We start from the raw sequence: 12,304 nt of genomic DNA, 5'->3' as shown, positions 1-12,304 counted from the left end.
TGTCGAAAGAGTGCACGCCCGCAGCCGCAGCATCCCAAAGGACTTGATGTGACCATCCCAGCAGAGCAACGCCCCCGCACCCGCACCGATTTGGCCTGGGCGATTGCAGTCGGCGGCATCGGCGTCGTGCTGTTCACCACTCTCCTGGTCTTCACCTGGTATTTTGCCGCCACCCTGCTGCTGATCTTCACCGGCATGCTGCTCGGCCTCGGCCTCAACGCACTGACGGGCGCGCTCGGCCGCCGCTTGCCCCTGCCCCATTCGGTCCGCCTCGCGATCGTCTGCACCGCGCTCGGCCTGATGCTGGGGGGTGTCGCCTATCTCGGCGGCGCCACCATCGCCCAGCAGGCCTCGGTGCTGAGCAAGACCATCAGGTCGCAGATCACCAACGTCCGGAGCCTCCTCGATAGCCACGGCATCGACACCAGCTTCTTCGATCTCGGCAGTGCCGCAGCCGAGTCGTCGGCCGATGCGCCGGAGAACGCGACGCCCTCCCCGGGCGCGACCCCGCGCGGCCCGTTACCCAGCGCCGGCGCACTCGCCTCCAGCGGCGGCGCGATCGTGGGCCAGACCTTCAAGCTGCTGCTTGGCACCATCCACGGCGTCGGAAACATCTTCATCGTGCTGTTCCTGGGGCTCGCCTTCGCCGCCCAGCCCTCCGTGTATCACGACGGCCTGTTGTACCTCGCACCGGCCAAGCATCGCACCCGCATTGCCCTCATCATCGACCGCACGGCTGTGACGCTGGAGCGCTGGCTGATCGCGCAGATTACCGTCATGCTGGCGGTCGGCGCGGTGACCTGGATCGGCCTTGCCATCATCGGTATCCCCAGCGCGTTCATCCTGGGAATCCAGGCCGGACTGCTCGCCTTCATCCCGACCGTCGGCGCCATCATCGCCGGTGTCGTCGTGGTGCTGGCCAGCCTTGCTTCGGGCTGGATCGCCGCGCTGTCGGCCTTTCTTCTCTTCATGGGCGTCCACGCCATGGAGAGTTACATCTTGACGCCGATCCTGCAGCGGCAGGCACTGGACATTCCGCCGGCCACGCTGTTCGCGTTCCAGATCCTGCTCGGCGTCGTGTTCGGCATCTGGGGCCTCGCGCTGGCGCTGCCACTCGTCGCCATCGCCAAGGTCATGATCGACCACTTCAAGACGGACGAGGTAGCGCCGCTGGCAGAGGCGGCCTGACGTCGCTCAGGCCCTCATGTCGTCAGCACGGTCTCGGTGTGCTCAACCTCGGGAGGCGAGGCAAAATACTGGCCGACGAGGCCGCGCCATTCGGTGAAATTTTCCGAGCCGCGGAAGTCGACGGTGTGGTTCTCCAGCGTCTCCCACTTCACCATCAGCCGGTAGCGCTGCGGCTTTTCGATTGATTTGTGCAGCTCGAAGCCGTGAAACCCCTTGGAACCGCCGAAGGCGGCCTTGGCCTTGGCGACGGCCGCCTCGAAATCCTTCTCGCTGCCCGGCTTGACGTCGATTTGCGCGATCTCGGTGATCATTGGTTTCCACCCTTTTCGTTCGATCCGCGTGTCTACCGCAGACGGTGACAAAGAAAAAGGCGCCGATCGGCGCCTGGCTCGCTGGATGATGCAGGTCTCTTGGGTGCAGGCCCTGTCAGGCGAGCAGCAAGACGGTGCCCGCAACGATGAACACGCAACCGACGAACATTGCGAACGGCCAATAGCTGCGTTGCTGGCCATAGCGCCCCTGCGCGCGACGCGCGGCGATCAGCGCCGTCTCGTATTCATCGGCGGTCGAGAAGAGACAGGCGAAACCGCCGCGTGCGGAGGCCGCGGCGGCTTCGAGCGACATCAGGGTGATTTGCGGATTCTGTCGACGGATCGATTCCATGGCCGCAATGGTAGGGATCGAATGGTAAACAGAAAATTACCGCAAGCCCCCGCGGCTCAGGCGGTGGCCGGACGCACCTGCGCTGCGCCGGTACGCGCGGCGCTCTGGCGCCGCCAGTTCTCCAGCGACAGCGGCAGCTCCTCGGCCGCCTCGACGCGGTTACGGCCGCCACGCTTGGCCTGGTAGAGCGCGGTGTCGGCGGAGGCCAAGAGCACCTCGAGCTCGGTGCCGGCAGGACCGCCGGCGACGCCGATGCTGACGGTGGTATCGACCGGGCCTTCATCGACCACGACGCCGGAGGTCTCGAACGCTTCGCGCACGCGCTCGGCGACCAGCACGCCCTCCTCCAGCGAACACGGCAAGAGCGCGGCGAACTCTTCGCCGCCGATGCGGCCCGAGAGATCGGACATGCGGAGGTTGTTGACCACGACGGTCGAGAACAGCTTCAGCATCTCGTCGCCGGCGGGATGGCCGAATCGATCGTTGATCGACTTGAAGTGGTCGATATCGAAGATCATCACGGTCACGGGCCGCCCGGCCTTCGCCTCGCGCTCGATTACGCGCGCGCAGGCTTCCGAGAAGCCGCGGCGGTTGAGCATGCCGGTCAGGGGATCGGTGGACGCCGCGGTCCGGTGCGCGGTGACGGTGCGTTCCGACACCAGCATGAAGATCACGAACACGGTGCCGACGGCGTAGAGCACGAGCTCGACCACGAATACGGTCACCCAGATGCTCGATGAGAAGCCGGTATCGTGCGGACGCAGGAAACTGCCGATCAGGATCGGCAGCATCAGCACGCAGCCATGCAGCACCGGCACCACGAAGGCCGGCCAGCGCCTTTGCAGGCTCTTGCGCCGCTCGGTCCACAGCTCGCTCGCGGTCAGCGCCGCGTAGACCGAGACGATGCCGGCGCCGACGATCATGCGCAGCATGGACGCGGTCGGGTCGAGCAGCGTCGCGGCGGCGGCCCACGCGAGCGCGCCCAGCACGAGCCCGGGCCAGTTCGGCTTGCGACCGTGGAAGACGCGCGCCGCATTCCACACCATGCCGCAGGCGACGAAGCCGACGGCGTTCAGCGCAAGGTAAATGTGGGGGCCCAGCTTGTCGCCGGCCGCCGTCCATAACGCGACGGAGGCGGCACCGAGGAGATAGGCGGTGCCCCACCATTTCAGCGCGAGGCTGTTCTCCTGCTTGCCGAAAAACACCATCATGGCGCCGAGCAGTGCGGCAACCATGGTGGCGACCAAATAGAGCGTGATGCTATCGAGCGACATCATGTCGGCCCCCTCTAGAACATAGCAGTTACGCGATCGGCACATCCGATTTGCGCGCCCTTCCGAATGGGACGCTATGTCCGGCGGGTTCCATTCAGGTTTTCGCCGGCATCCAAGTTTTCAGGAAACACGCCATCAATTTGCATACAAACGAACAGCAAAAAGGGCGCTGAAATCAGCGCCCTTTTGCATTTCATTGAAGCCGCTTTCGCGGCGAATGCGACAAAAGCGATTAACGCTTCGAGAACTGGAAGGACCGGCGGGCCTTGGCCTTGCCGTACTTCTTGCGCTCGACCACGCGCGAGTCGCGGGTGAGGAAGCCGCCCTTCTTGAGCACGCCGCGCAGCTCCGGCTCGAAATAGGTGAGCGCCTTGGAGATGCCGTGACGGACCGCACCGGCCTGGCCTGACAGGCCGCCGCCGGCGACCGTGCAGATCACGTCGTACTGGCCGGAGCGCTGGGCCACGGAGAACGGCTGCTCGATCATCATGCGCAGCACGGGACGGGCGAAATAGACCTCGACCTCGCGGGAGTTGACGGTGACCTTGCCGGCGCCGGGCTTGATCCACACGCGGGCGACAGCGTCCTTGCGCTTGCCGGTGGCGTAGGCGCGGTTGAACTTGTCGACCTTCTTCTCGTGCTTGGGCGCCTCGGGCGCTGCCGCCGTCTTGAGCTGCGAGAGCTGGTCGAGCGACTGGATGGATTCGGCCATGTTATGCGGCCCTCGTGTTCTTGCGGTTCAACTTGGCGATATCGATCTTCTCGGGCTGCTGCGCCTCGTGCGGATGATCGGCCCCGCCATAGACACGGAGGTTGCCCATCTGCACGCGACCGAGCGGACCACGCGGGATCATGCGTTCGACGGCCTTCTCGAGCACCCGCTCGGGATGCTTGCCCTCGAGGATCTGGCGCGCGGTGCGCTCCTTGACGTGACCGACATAGCCGGTGTGCTTGTAGTAGGTCTTCTGCTCGCGCTTGCGACCGGTGAGGACCGCATGCTGCGCGTTGATGATGATGACGTTGTCGCCGCAATCGACGTGCGGGGTGTAGGTCGGGAGGTGCTTGCCGCGGAGCCGCATGGCGACGATGGTGGCGAGACGGCCGACGACCAGACCCTTGGCGTCGATCAGCACCCACTTCTTGTTCACCTCGGCCGGCTTTGCCGAAAAGGTTTTCATGTCAGAATTTCCGTGAGGGAGACATCGGCGCGAACACCGCACCGGACTGCGCGGTTTTCTAGAGAAGAGACGCGCAACGGTCAATGCCCAAGGACGGAAATTACATAAATGAAATCAAACGCTTATAAATACGGTGCTATATTACCCTCAAAAATTTCAAACATTTGGAATGGAATAGGTCGAAGTGACATGGGCAATCGGATCGGGTGAAGTGCCCGACAAGAGGTTCACCTCCCCGACCGCCAGCCGCTTCCCGAGCTTGAGGAGCCTCGCCTCGGCGAGAACATCCTGTCCCGGCTGGCCCTTACGCAGGAAGTTGATGTTGAGATTGGTGGTGACCGCGAGTCCGATCGGCCCGATCGCGGACAGCAGCACCACGTACATCGCGAAATCGGCGAGCGCCATCAGCGTCGGGCCGGATACGGTTCCGCCCGGCCGCAGCATTCGCTCGCTGTAGCGCTGGCGCAGCAGGCAAGTCTGGCCGTCCGCGCTCTCGATCGTGATGTCGTCACCGCTGAAGGCCTGGGGGAATTCGGCACGTAGGAACTGCTCGAGCTCCGCGACGCTCATTTTCGCTAACGCCATGCCGTTCCCACCCTCGCTTCGCTTGTCCTGTTACATTAAGTTATCTGCGTCATCCAATTGCAATCATCTAGCGGAAACCGCGTCAATGTCCGTCCAGGCCGCCCGCGCTCCCTCCCCGCAACCTCAGATCCTGCTGCGCGAGACGATCGGCAGCATCGCGGTCCTGACGCTCAACCGCCCGGCCGCGCGCAACAGCCTCTCTGAGGCGATGATCGCGAGCCTGCATGCCGAGCTCAACGGGATCCGCGACGACAAGGCCGTCCGCGGCGTCGTGATCGCGGCCAACGGTCCCGCCTTCTCCGCCGGCCACGACATGAAGGAGCTCACCGCGCGCCGCGCCGATCCGGATCGCGGCCGAGCGTTCTTTGCCGACATGATGAATGCCTGTAGCGCGATGATGCAGGCGATCGTGCAACTGCCGAAGCCGGTGGTCGCCGCGGTCCAGGGCATCGCGACGGCGGCCGGCTGCCAGCTCGTGGCAAGCTGCGATCTCGCGATCGCCTCCGAGGCGGCGAGCTTTGCGACGCCCGGCGTCGATATCGGCTTGTTCTGCTCGACGCCCATGGTGGCGCTGTCGCGCAATGTGCCGCGCAAGCAGGCGATGGAGATGCTGCTGACGGGCGAGCCGATTCCGGCGGCGCGCGCCCGCGAGATCGGGCTCATCAACCGCGTCGTTGCCGCCGGGGCCGAGCGCGATGCCGCGATTGCGCTGGCGCAGAAGGTCGCCCTGAAATCCGCCTACACGATCAAGCTCGGCAAGGAGGCGTTCTATCGCCAGGCCGAGATGAACCTTGCAGACGCCTATCGCTATGCGGCAGAGGTGATGACCGAGAACATGATGGCACGCGACGCCGAGGAAGGCATCGGCGCCTTCATCGAGAAGCGCACGCCGACGTGGCGGGACGAGTGAAATCGTCATTGCGCGCGAAGCGAAGCAATCCAGGAATCGCTCCGCAGCGACAGGCTGGATTGCTTCGTCGCTTCGCTCCTCGCAATGACAAGGAAAAAGACGAGCAATGAACCACGACTCCTATCCCGACAATTACATCCGCGGCATCCTCAACAGCGTGAAGTCGATCGCGATGGTCGGCGCCTCGCCGGTCAACGTGCGGCCGAGCTATTTCGCGTTCAAATATCTGGCGCAGCGCGGCTACGACATGATCCCGGTCAATCCCGGCCATGTCGGCAAGGACCTGCTTGGAAAGCCGTTCATCGCCTCGCTCTCGGACATCGGCCGTCCTGTCGACATGATCGACATTTTCCGCAACTCCAGCCACATCATGCCCGTCGTCGAAGAGGCGCTCACGCTCGACCCGTTGCCGAAGGTGATCTGGATGCAGCTCGGGGCGCGCGACGACGCGGCGGCGGCGAAAGCGGAGTCGGTCGGCATCAAGGTCGTAATGAACCGCTGCCCCAAGATCGAATATGGCCGCCTGTCGTCCGAAATCTCCTGGATGGGTGTGAATTCGCGCACGCTCAGTTCCAAGCGGGCGCCGGCACCGACGCAAGGCATGCGGCTATCCCTCAATCGAATGAGCGTCGGCGGCGGCGACACCGCAGCATCCGATCGCGCCGCGAAAAACAAGACCGAGCAGAGCTGACGCAATTGCGAAGGATTTCTTTCGCGAACGCGACAATGCGTAGCACGATCGTTTCAATGTGAAGCCGCGCCTTGACGGCGAGCGCGGCGCCGATCAGCATGCCGCCCGATTTTCAGACAACGAGACATAGGACGCCCAAATGAGCGATCGCCTCCCGGGATTTTCGACTCTCGCCGTGCATGCCGGTGCACAGCCCGACCCCACCACCGGTGCGCGCGCGACTCCGATCTATCAGACGACGTCCTTCGTCTTCAACGATGCCGATCACGCCGCCTCCCTGTTCGGCCTGCAGGCGTTCGGCAACATCTACACCCGCATCGGCAACCCGACCAATGCCGTGCTCGAAGAGCGCGTCGCCGCACTCGAAGGCGGCACGGCCGCGCTTGCGGTGGCCTCGGGCCATGCCGCGCAGGTCGTAGTGTTGCAGCAGCTGCTCCAGCCGGGCGACGAGTTCATCGCCGCGCGCAAACTCTATGGCGGCTCGATCAACCAGTTCACGCACGCGTTCAAGAGCTTCGGCTGGAACGTGGTGTGGGCCGATCCCGATGACATTGCGAGCTTCGAGCGCGCGGTGACGCCGCGCACCAAGGCGATCTTCATCGAGTCCATCGCCAACCCCGCCGGCAGCATCACCGACATCGAGGCGATCTCGACGGTGGCGCGCAAGGCGGGCGTGCCGCTGATCGTCGACAACACGCTGGCCTCGCCCTATCTGATCCGCCCGATCGACCACGGCGCCGACATCGTCGTGCACTCGCTGACGAAGTTCCTGGGCGGCCACGGCAACTCGCTCGGCGGCATCATCGTCGATGCCGGCACCTTCGACTGGTCGACGGGCGGCAAATATCCGATGCTGTCGGAGCCGCGGCCGGAATATCACGGCATCCGGCTTCAGGAGACCTTTGGCAATTTCGCCTTCGCGATCGCCTGCCGCGTGCTGGGCCTGCGCGACCTCGGCCCCGCGCTGTCGCCGTTCAACGCCTTCATGATCCTCACCGGCATCGAGACGCTGCCGCTGCGCATGCAGAAGCACTGCGACAACGCCAAGGCGGTTGCCGAATTCCTCGCCGGCCATCCGGCGGTGGCCTCGGTGAGCTACGCAGGCCTGCCGAGCGACAAGTACAACCGGCTCGCGCGCAAATATGCGCCGAAAGGCGCCGGCGCGGTGTTCACCTTCAGCCTGAAGGGCGGCTATGACGCCGGCGTCAACCTGGTGTCGAAGCTGCAGCTGTTCTCGCACCTGGCGAACGTCGGCGACACCCGCTCGCTGGTGATCCATCCGGCCTCGACCACGCACAGCCAGCTCGACGACGCTGCCAAGATCAAGTCCGGCGCTGGCCCCGACGTGGTGCGGCTCTCGGTCGGCATCGAGGACAAGGAAGACCTGATCGCGGATCTGGAACAGGCGCTGGCGGCGTAGTCCTCGTCGTTCCGGGCGGTGCGAAGCACCGGGCCCGGAACCTCGACGACATCTGCTCATCTCTGGATTCCGGGTTCGGTCCTGCCGGACCGCCCCGGAATGACATCGGCGACCCTTGCCAGTTAACAGTCATTAACCATATCTGCCTCATACATCGTCCTTGGATCGCCCCTTTTTGATTCGGAGCCGACGATGCTGCGCTGGATGGTGCCTGCCCTTGCGGCGATGCTGACGGTTTCAAGCGCGCTCGCCGCCGATCTGCCGGCGACGCCGAAGCGGCGGGCTGCCGTGCCGCCGCAGGACCCGCCAAAAGTCTACGTCGGCAATCTGCCGGGCACGCCGCTCTTGCCCGGCTCCCACACGCTGCCGGGCTATTACGGCCGCCCCTGGAGCTACGATTATCAGGGCGCGTATTACGGAGGGACGCAGGTCGACTACTTCTGGCGCCTGCCCTACGCGTGCGGCGTCTACGGCTATTGCTGATCTCTGATCAGCGGACTGATGGTGATCAGCCGGGCTGACCGGCCGGAACCGCGCGCGGCTGCGCTTCGACGGAGTGCCGCGCGGCCAGACGCTCCACCTGCAACACCGCAAGCGTCAGCACCACGATCGCGACCGCCTGGTGGGCGAGCGCGAGATCGATCGGCACCTGGTTGAGCAGCGTGAGGATGCCGAGCACCGCCTGCAAGCTCACTGCCGCAAACAGCCACAACGCGCCGCCCGCCGCCGCGCCTGCACGCGAGCCCACCGCGTCGATCGCGTGCAGCGCCGCAAGCGCGAAAAGCAGATAGGCGGTCATGCGGTGCTCGAACTGCACCGTCAGCACGTTGTCGAACATGTTGCGCCACCACGGCGTCTCGAACCACAACCGCTCCGCCGACGGGATGAACGCGCCGTCGATCTGCGGCCAGGTGTTGTAGGCACGCCCGGCGCGCAGGCCCGCGACCAGCGCGCCGAAATAGATCTGCACGAACGTCACGACGAGAAGCAGCGCGCTCGTGAACCGCAGCCGCGCCGGCGCTGCGATCTGCGGCCGCTCCTCGAGCCGCCTTACCGTCCAGACGATGCCGGCGAAAATCAGAAGCGCGAGCACCAGATGGGTCGCCAGCCGATATTGCGACACTTCGGTGCGTTCCGTCAGGCCCGAGGCCACCATCCACCAGCCGACCGCGCCCTGAAGCCCGCCGAGCGCAAACAGCAGCCACAGCCGCCGCTTCAGCTCACCGGACAGGCCACCGCGCCAGAGGAAGAACAGGAACGGCAAGAGATAAGCGACACCGATGAAACGGCCGAGGAGCCGGTGGCCCCACTCCCACCAGAAGATCTCCTTGAACTCGGACAGGCTCATGCCGGCGTTGAGCTCGCGATATTGCGGGATCTTCTTGTAAGCCTCAAATGCCTCGATCCACTGCGTCTCCGAGAGCGGCGGAACACTGCCGGTGACCGGCTTCCATTCGACGATCGAGAGGCCGGATTCCGTCAGCCGTGTCGCACCGCCGACCAGCACCATCAGCGCGATCAGCGCGGCCACTGCGATCAGCCACCAGCGCACGACGCGAAGCGGCTCGGACGGGGTGGAAATCGACGTCATTCGGAGCAAAAACCAGGCTTGAACCGGACTGCGTGCCCCTTATAGTCCCCCGCTCCCGCAGCGCAAGTTACGCGAACGCAGCAAGCTCCCGCCATGACGATCCGCACCCGCAAGTTCCTCGGCGCCATCCTGCTCCTGGTGCTGGCCACCGTCTGGGCCCTGCTCGGCATGGCGTTGGCGCAGATGCCCTGGATCGCCGAATCCGGCTGGCGACAGGCGGTCTACTACGTCGTGGTCGGCATGGGTTGGGTGCTGCCGGCGATGCCGATCGTGAGCTGGATGCAGCGGCCCGACCGGGTCAAGTCTGGCCGATAACGCTGCCCGTCGGCTTCACGGGCGCGAACGCCGCGCCCGACACCAGCACGCGCAGCATCCGCAACGATCGCACCCGTCCGTCCCAGGAAATCCGCGGCAGCGCGCGCAGATTGGTGCGCCCCTCCGCGTCCACGATGCCCGGGATCGTCGACACCGCGCTGGCGAAACCGGCCTCCTCCGCCATCACGACGTGGCTGCGCCGAAACGAAGAGCGATCGCCGAACGGGAACGCGAGATGCCTGATCTCGCGGCCGAAAGCCGCTTCCGCGACGGCCTTGCCCATCGTCATCTCGCGCAGCGCGGCGGCATCCTTCATGTTGGCGAGAACGGGATAGTTCACGGTCGCGCTCCCGATCGTGACGAGCGGATCGGCGGCGAGCTTCGCAAGATCCTCCCAATCCATGGACGCCTCGCGCGAGAGTGCGGCGAGGTCGACCCGGTAGCGCGTGCAGAGATCGGCGATCGCGGCCGACAAATCCGCCGGCGGCAAAGAACGCAGCCAGCTCTCGAGATACGAGAACAGCGCCTGCTTCCCGGCATTGTCGGTCACCGTGAAACGCTGCTCCTTCTCGCCCATCATCAGGCTGATGCGGCTCTCGCGCGCGATGACCTGCTCGAGCCCGAGCCACCATGCCTCGCCGACGCCGTCCGGAAACGCAGTAGGCACATAGATGGTGAAGGGCACGCCATGGCGCGCCAGCACCGGATAGGCGAAGTTGACGAGATCCTTGGGCGCGCCATCGAAGGTCAGCGCCACGAAGCGGCGCTTCTCCGGCAGTGTCACCGCGCGCCGGCAGACCTCGTCCATGCCGAGGAAATCGTACTTCCACCGCTTCAGCGCGCGAATGGCGCGGTCGAGAAATTGCGGCGAGATCTCGTTCGGCCGCAGCGGCTGAAACCCGCGCCGCCGCGGCCGCACGTGTGCAAAGCGAAAGATAGCGCCGGCACCGCGACTGCGCAGCACGGCCTGCCCGGTGAACCAGGCCAATTCGAGGCGCAGCCGTTCCGGCCATCTGTCGTCGGATGCCAAAATCCCACCCTTCACGCTCGCCCGGCGGCCGATCCCTCTCCCCTTGTCATTACCCTTTGTTGACCTTTGTTTGCAAAGGTCGGCCACAGGCCGAAATACGTATTTACGATTTCTCGACAGGTTTCGCGAATGACCATGGCTGCGGCGATGCAAAGCCGGACGGCAGAAGCGCCAGCGCGGTCGAAAGCGAGCCGTATCGCGCAGGTCGATATCGTCACCGATCTGGCCGAAGCCGAGCCGGTCTGGCGCGCCTTCGAGATGAGCGGCCACCTCTTCACGCCCTACCAGCGTTTCGATCTGCTCGGCCCGTGGCAGCGACATGTCGGGGCCCGCGAAGGTGCCCGGCCGCTCATCGTGATCGCCCGCGACGCCGATCGACAACCGCTCCTGCTGCTGCCGCTTTCGCAACGCCAAGGCCACGGCGTGCGCACGGCCTGCTTCATGGGCGGCAAGCACACGACCTTCAACATGGGCCTGTGGAACGCCGACTTCGCAGCGCAGGCTGACAGTGCCGATCTCGACGCGCTGCTCGCGCCGCTGCGCGAGCATGCCGACGTGCTGGCGCTGACGCAACAGCCGTTGCGCTGGCACGACCAGCCCAACCCGTTTGCGCAACTGCCGCGGCAGAGCGCGATCAACGGCTGCCCGCTACTGGTGATGGAGCCGGACGGCCCGCCACCGTCGCGGATCAGCAACTCCTTCCGCCGCCGCCTCAAGAGCAAGGAGAAGAAGCTCCAGGCGCTCGCCGGCTATCGCTATCACCTCGCCACCTCGGACGCAGACATCACCCGCCTGCTCGACTGGTTCTTCCGCGTCAAGCCGGTGCGGATGGCGGAACAGAAGCTCCCGAACGTCTTCGCCGAGCCCGGCGTCGAACAGTTCGTCCGCAGCGCCTGCCTGGCGCCGCGCGGCGACGGTCGTGTCATCGACATCCACGCGCTTGAATGCGACGAGGAGGTGATCGCGATCTTCGCCGGCGTCGCCGACGGCCAGCGCTTCTCGATGATGTTCAACACTTACACGATGTCCGAGCACGCACGCTACAGTCCCGGGCTCATCCTGATGCGCTACATCATCGACCGCTACGCCGAGCGCGGCTACCGCTCGCTCGACCTCGGCATCGGCACGGACGAGTACAAGCGGATGTTCTGCAAGGACGACGAAGAGATTTTCGACAGCTTCGTCCCCCTGACCTCCCGCGGCAGGCTCGCGGCGATGGCGATGTCCTCGGTCAGCCGCGGCAAGCGGCTGGTGAAGCAGAACCAGATGCTGTTCGACATGGCCCGACGGCTGCGGCAGGCGTTCGGGTAGATCTCTCCACTTGCACAACTGCCTTCCCTTCTCCCCTTGTGGGAGAAGGTGGCGCGAAGCGCCGGATGAGGGGGATCTATCCGCAGATTCAAAACAACAGGAGGATTCGCGGATAGATCCCCCTCACCCGTCTCGCCGCTATCGCGGC

15 protein-coding genes are annotated in these 12,304 nt (G+C 65.1%); 7 read left to right on the top strand and 8 right to left on the bottom strand.

The window, feature by feature from the left end:
- Window positions 1–48 precede the first annotated feature (48 nt).
- Window positions 49–1,188, top strand: coding sequence for an AI-2E family transporter (locus AX729_RS25885; RefSeq protein ID WP_061027013.1), 1,140 nt, complete (start codon window positions 49–51; stop codon window positions 1,186–1,188).
- Window positions 1,189–1,202: 14 nt separating this feature from the next.
- Here AX729_RS25885 and AX729_RS25880 read toward each other — a convergent pair whose 3' ends face one another.
- The 6 genes from AX729_RS25880 to AX729_RS25855 form a co-directional block, all read right to left on the bottom strand.
- Entirely contained in the window at window positions 1,203–1,499 is a 297-nt protein-coding gene (locus tag AX729_RS25880; RefSeq protein ID WP_061027012.1) for an antibiotic biosynthesis monooxygenase family protein, read from the bottom strand.
- Between the two features lie 115 nt (window positions 1,500–1,614).
- A complete protein-coding gene (locus AX729_RS25875) occupies window positions 1,615–1,851 on the bottom strand; it encodes a hypothetical protein (RefSeq protein WP_061027011.1) in 237 nt (78 codons plus the stop codon).
- 56 nt (window positions 1,852–1,907) lie between these two features.
- Window positions 1,908–3,128 carry a GGDEF domain-containing protein gene (locus tag AX729_RS25870; RefSeq protein ID WP_061027010.1) on the bottom strand — a complete coding sequence of 407 codons (1,221 nt, stop codon included), beginning with the start codon at window positions 3,126–3,128 and terminating at the stop codon, window positions 1,908–1,910.
- A 229-nt stretch (window positions 3,129–3,357) separates the two neighbouring features.
- Window positions 3,358–3,837 (bottom strand): 30S ribosomal protein S9, encoded by a 480-nt coding sequence (gene rpsI, locus AX729_RS25865; protein WP_028178828.1) that lies wholly within the window; start codon window positions 3,835–3,837, stop codon window positions 3,358–3,360.
- Between the two features lies 1 nt (window position 3,838).
- Window positions 3,839–4,303, bottom strand: a complete 465-nt coding sequence (gene rplM, locus AX729_RS25860; protein ID WP_061027009.1) for a 50S ribosomal protein L13 — start codon at window positions 4,301–4,303, stop codon at window positions 3,839–3,841.
- A 156-nt stretch (window positions 4,304–4,459) separates the two neighbouring features.
- On the bottom strand, window positions 4,460–4,888 hold the full coding sequence (locus AX729_RS25855) for a PaaI family thioesterase (RefSeq protein WP_061027008.1): 429 nt from the start codon (window positions 4,886–4,888) through the stop codon (window positions 4,460–4,462).
- 85 nt (window positions 4,889–4,973) lie between these two features.
- On the opposite strand from AX729_RS25855, the gene AX729_RS25850 reads away from it, so the two are divergent.
- The 4 genes from AX729_RS25850 to AX729_RS25835 all read left to right on the top strand — a co-directional run bounded on the left by AX729_RS25850 (window position 4,974) and on the right by AX729_RS25835 (window position 8,392).
- Window positions 4,974–5,798, top strand: a complete 825-nt coding sequence (locus AX729_RS25850) for an enoyl-CoA hydratase (RefSeq protein ID WP_061027007.1) — start codon at window positions 4,974–4,976, stop codon at window positions 5,796–5,798.
- Window positions 5,799–5,904: 106 nt separating this feature from the next.
- Window positions 5,905–6,489 carry a CoA-binding protein gene (locus AX729_RS25845; RefSeq protein ID WP_061027006.1) on the top strand — a complete coding sequence of 195 codons (585 nt, stop codon included), beginning with the start codon at window positions 5,905–5,907 and terminating at the stop codon, window positions 6,487–6,489.
- A gap of 139 nt (window positions 6,490–6,628) precedes the next feature.
- Complete coding sequence (locus tag AX729_RS25840; protein ID WP_061027005.1) at window positions 6,629–7,909, top strand: O-acetylhomoserine aminocarboxypropyltransferase; 1,281 nt, start codon at window positions 6,629–6,631, stop codon at window positions 7,907–7,909.
- A 192-nt stretch (window positions 7,910–8,101) separates the two neighbouring features.
- Window positions 8,102–8,392: a hypothetical protein gene (locus tag AX729_RS25835; RefSeq protein ID WP_061027004.1), complete on the top strand. Its 291-nt coding sequence runs from the start codon at window positions 8,102–8,104 to the stop codon at window positions 8,390–8,392.
- A gap of 25 nt (window positions 8,393–8,417) precedes the next feature.
- Here the strand turns inward: AX729_RS25835 and AX729_RS25830 are convergent, their stop codons facing one another.
- Entirely contained in the window at window positions 8,418–9,500 is a 1,083-nt protein-coding gene (locus AX729_RS25830; protein WP_061027003.1) for a COX15/CtaA family protein, read from the bottom strand.
- Window positions 9,501–9,593: 93 nt separating this feature from the next.
- On the opposite strand from AX729_RS25830, the gene AX729_RS25825 reads away from it, so the two are divergent.
- Window positions 9,594–9,815, top strand: a complete 222-nt coding sequence (locus AX729_RS25825; RefSeq protein ID WP_061027002.1) for a DUF2842 domain-containing protein — start codon at window positions 9,594–9,596, stop codon at window positions 9,813–9,815.
- Here AX729_RS25825 and AX729_RS25820 read toward each other — a convergent pair.
- On the bottom strand, window positions 9,799–10,845 hold the full coding sequence (locus AX729_RS25820) for a polysaccharide deacetylase family protein (protein ID WP_061027001.1): 1,047 nt from the start codon (window positions 10,843–10,845) through the stop codon (window positions 9,799–9,801). The genes AX729_RS25825 and AX729_RS25820 overlap by 17 nt on opposite strands.
- Before the next feature lie 129 nt (window positions 10,846–10,974).
- Between AX729_RS25820 and AX729_RS25815 the strand changes: the two genes are divergently transcribed.
- Window positions 10,975–12,156 (top strand): GNAT family N-acetyltransferase, encoded by a 1,182-nt coding sequence (locus AX729_RS25815; RefSeq protein WP_061027000.1) that lies wholly within the window; start codon window positions 10,975–10,977, stop codon window positions 12,154–12,156.
- Window positions 12,157–12,304 lie beyond the last annotated feature (148 nt).

Origin of the sequence: Bradyrhizobium sp. CCH5-F6 (genome assembly GCF_001556045.1) — a bacterium.
GTDB lineage: Bacteria > Pseudomonadota > Alphaproteobacteria > Rhizobiales > Xanthobacteraceae > Bradyrhizobium.
The sequence above is the reverse complement of the archived record's forward strand: the minus strand, read 5'-3'. Positions and strand labels throughout refer to the sequence as shown.

Coding starts and splice junctions, on each gene's coding strand:
- AX729_RS25880 (WP_061027012.1), bottom strand. CDS start 1,499: ATGATCACCGAGATCGCGCAAATCGACGTCAAGCCGGGCAGCGAGAAG.
- AX729_RS25875 (WP_061027011.1), bottom strand. CDS start 1,851: ATGGAATCGATCCGTCGACAGAATCCGCAAATCACCCTGATGTCGCTC.
- AX729_RS25870 (WP_061027010.1), bottom strand. CDS start 3,128: ATGATGTCGCTCGATAGCATCACGCTCTATTTGGTCGCCACCATGGTT.
- rpsI (WP_028178828.1), bottom strand. CDS start 3,837: ATGGCCGAATCCATCCAGTCGCTCGACCAGCTCTCGCAGCTCAAGACG.
- rplM (WP_061027009.1), bottom strand. CDS start 4,303: ATGAAAACCTTTTCGGCAAAGCCGGCCGAGGTGAACAAGAAGTGGGTG.
- AX729_RS25855 (WP_061027008.1), bottom strand. CDS start 4,888: ATGGCGTTAGCGAAAATGAGCGTCGCGGAGCTCGAGCAGTTCCTACGT.
- AX729_RS25850 (WP_061027007.1), top strand. CDS start 4,974: ATGTCCGTCCAGGCCGCCCGCGCTCCCTCCCCGCAACCTCAGATCCTG.
- AX729_RS25845 (WP_061027006.1), top strand. CDS start 5,905: ATGAACCACGACTCCTATCCCGACAATTACATCCGCGGCATCCTCAAC.
- AX729_RS25840 (WP_061027005.1), top strand. CDS start 6,629: ATGAGCGATCGCCTCCCGGGATTTTCGACTCTCGCCGTGCATGCCGGT.
- AX729_RS25835 (WP_061027004.1), top strand. CDS start 8,102: ATGCTGCGCTGGATGGTGCCTGCCCTTGCGGCGATGCTGACGGTTTCA.
- AX729_RS25830 (WP_061027003.1), bottom strand. CDS start 9,500: ATGACGTCGATTTCCACCCCGTCCGAGCCGCTTCGCGTCGTGCGCTGG.
- AX729_RS25825 (WP_061027002.1), top strand. CDS start 9,594: ATGACGATCCGCACCCGCAAGTTCCTCGGCGCCATCCTGCTCCTGGTG.
- AX729_RS25815 (WP_061027000.1), top strand. CDS start 10,975: ATGACCATGGCTGCGGCGATGCAAAGCCGGACGGCAGAAGCGCCAGCG.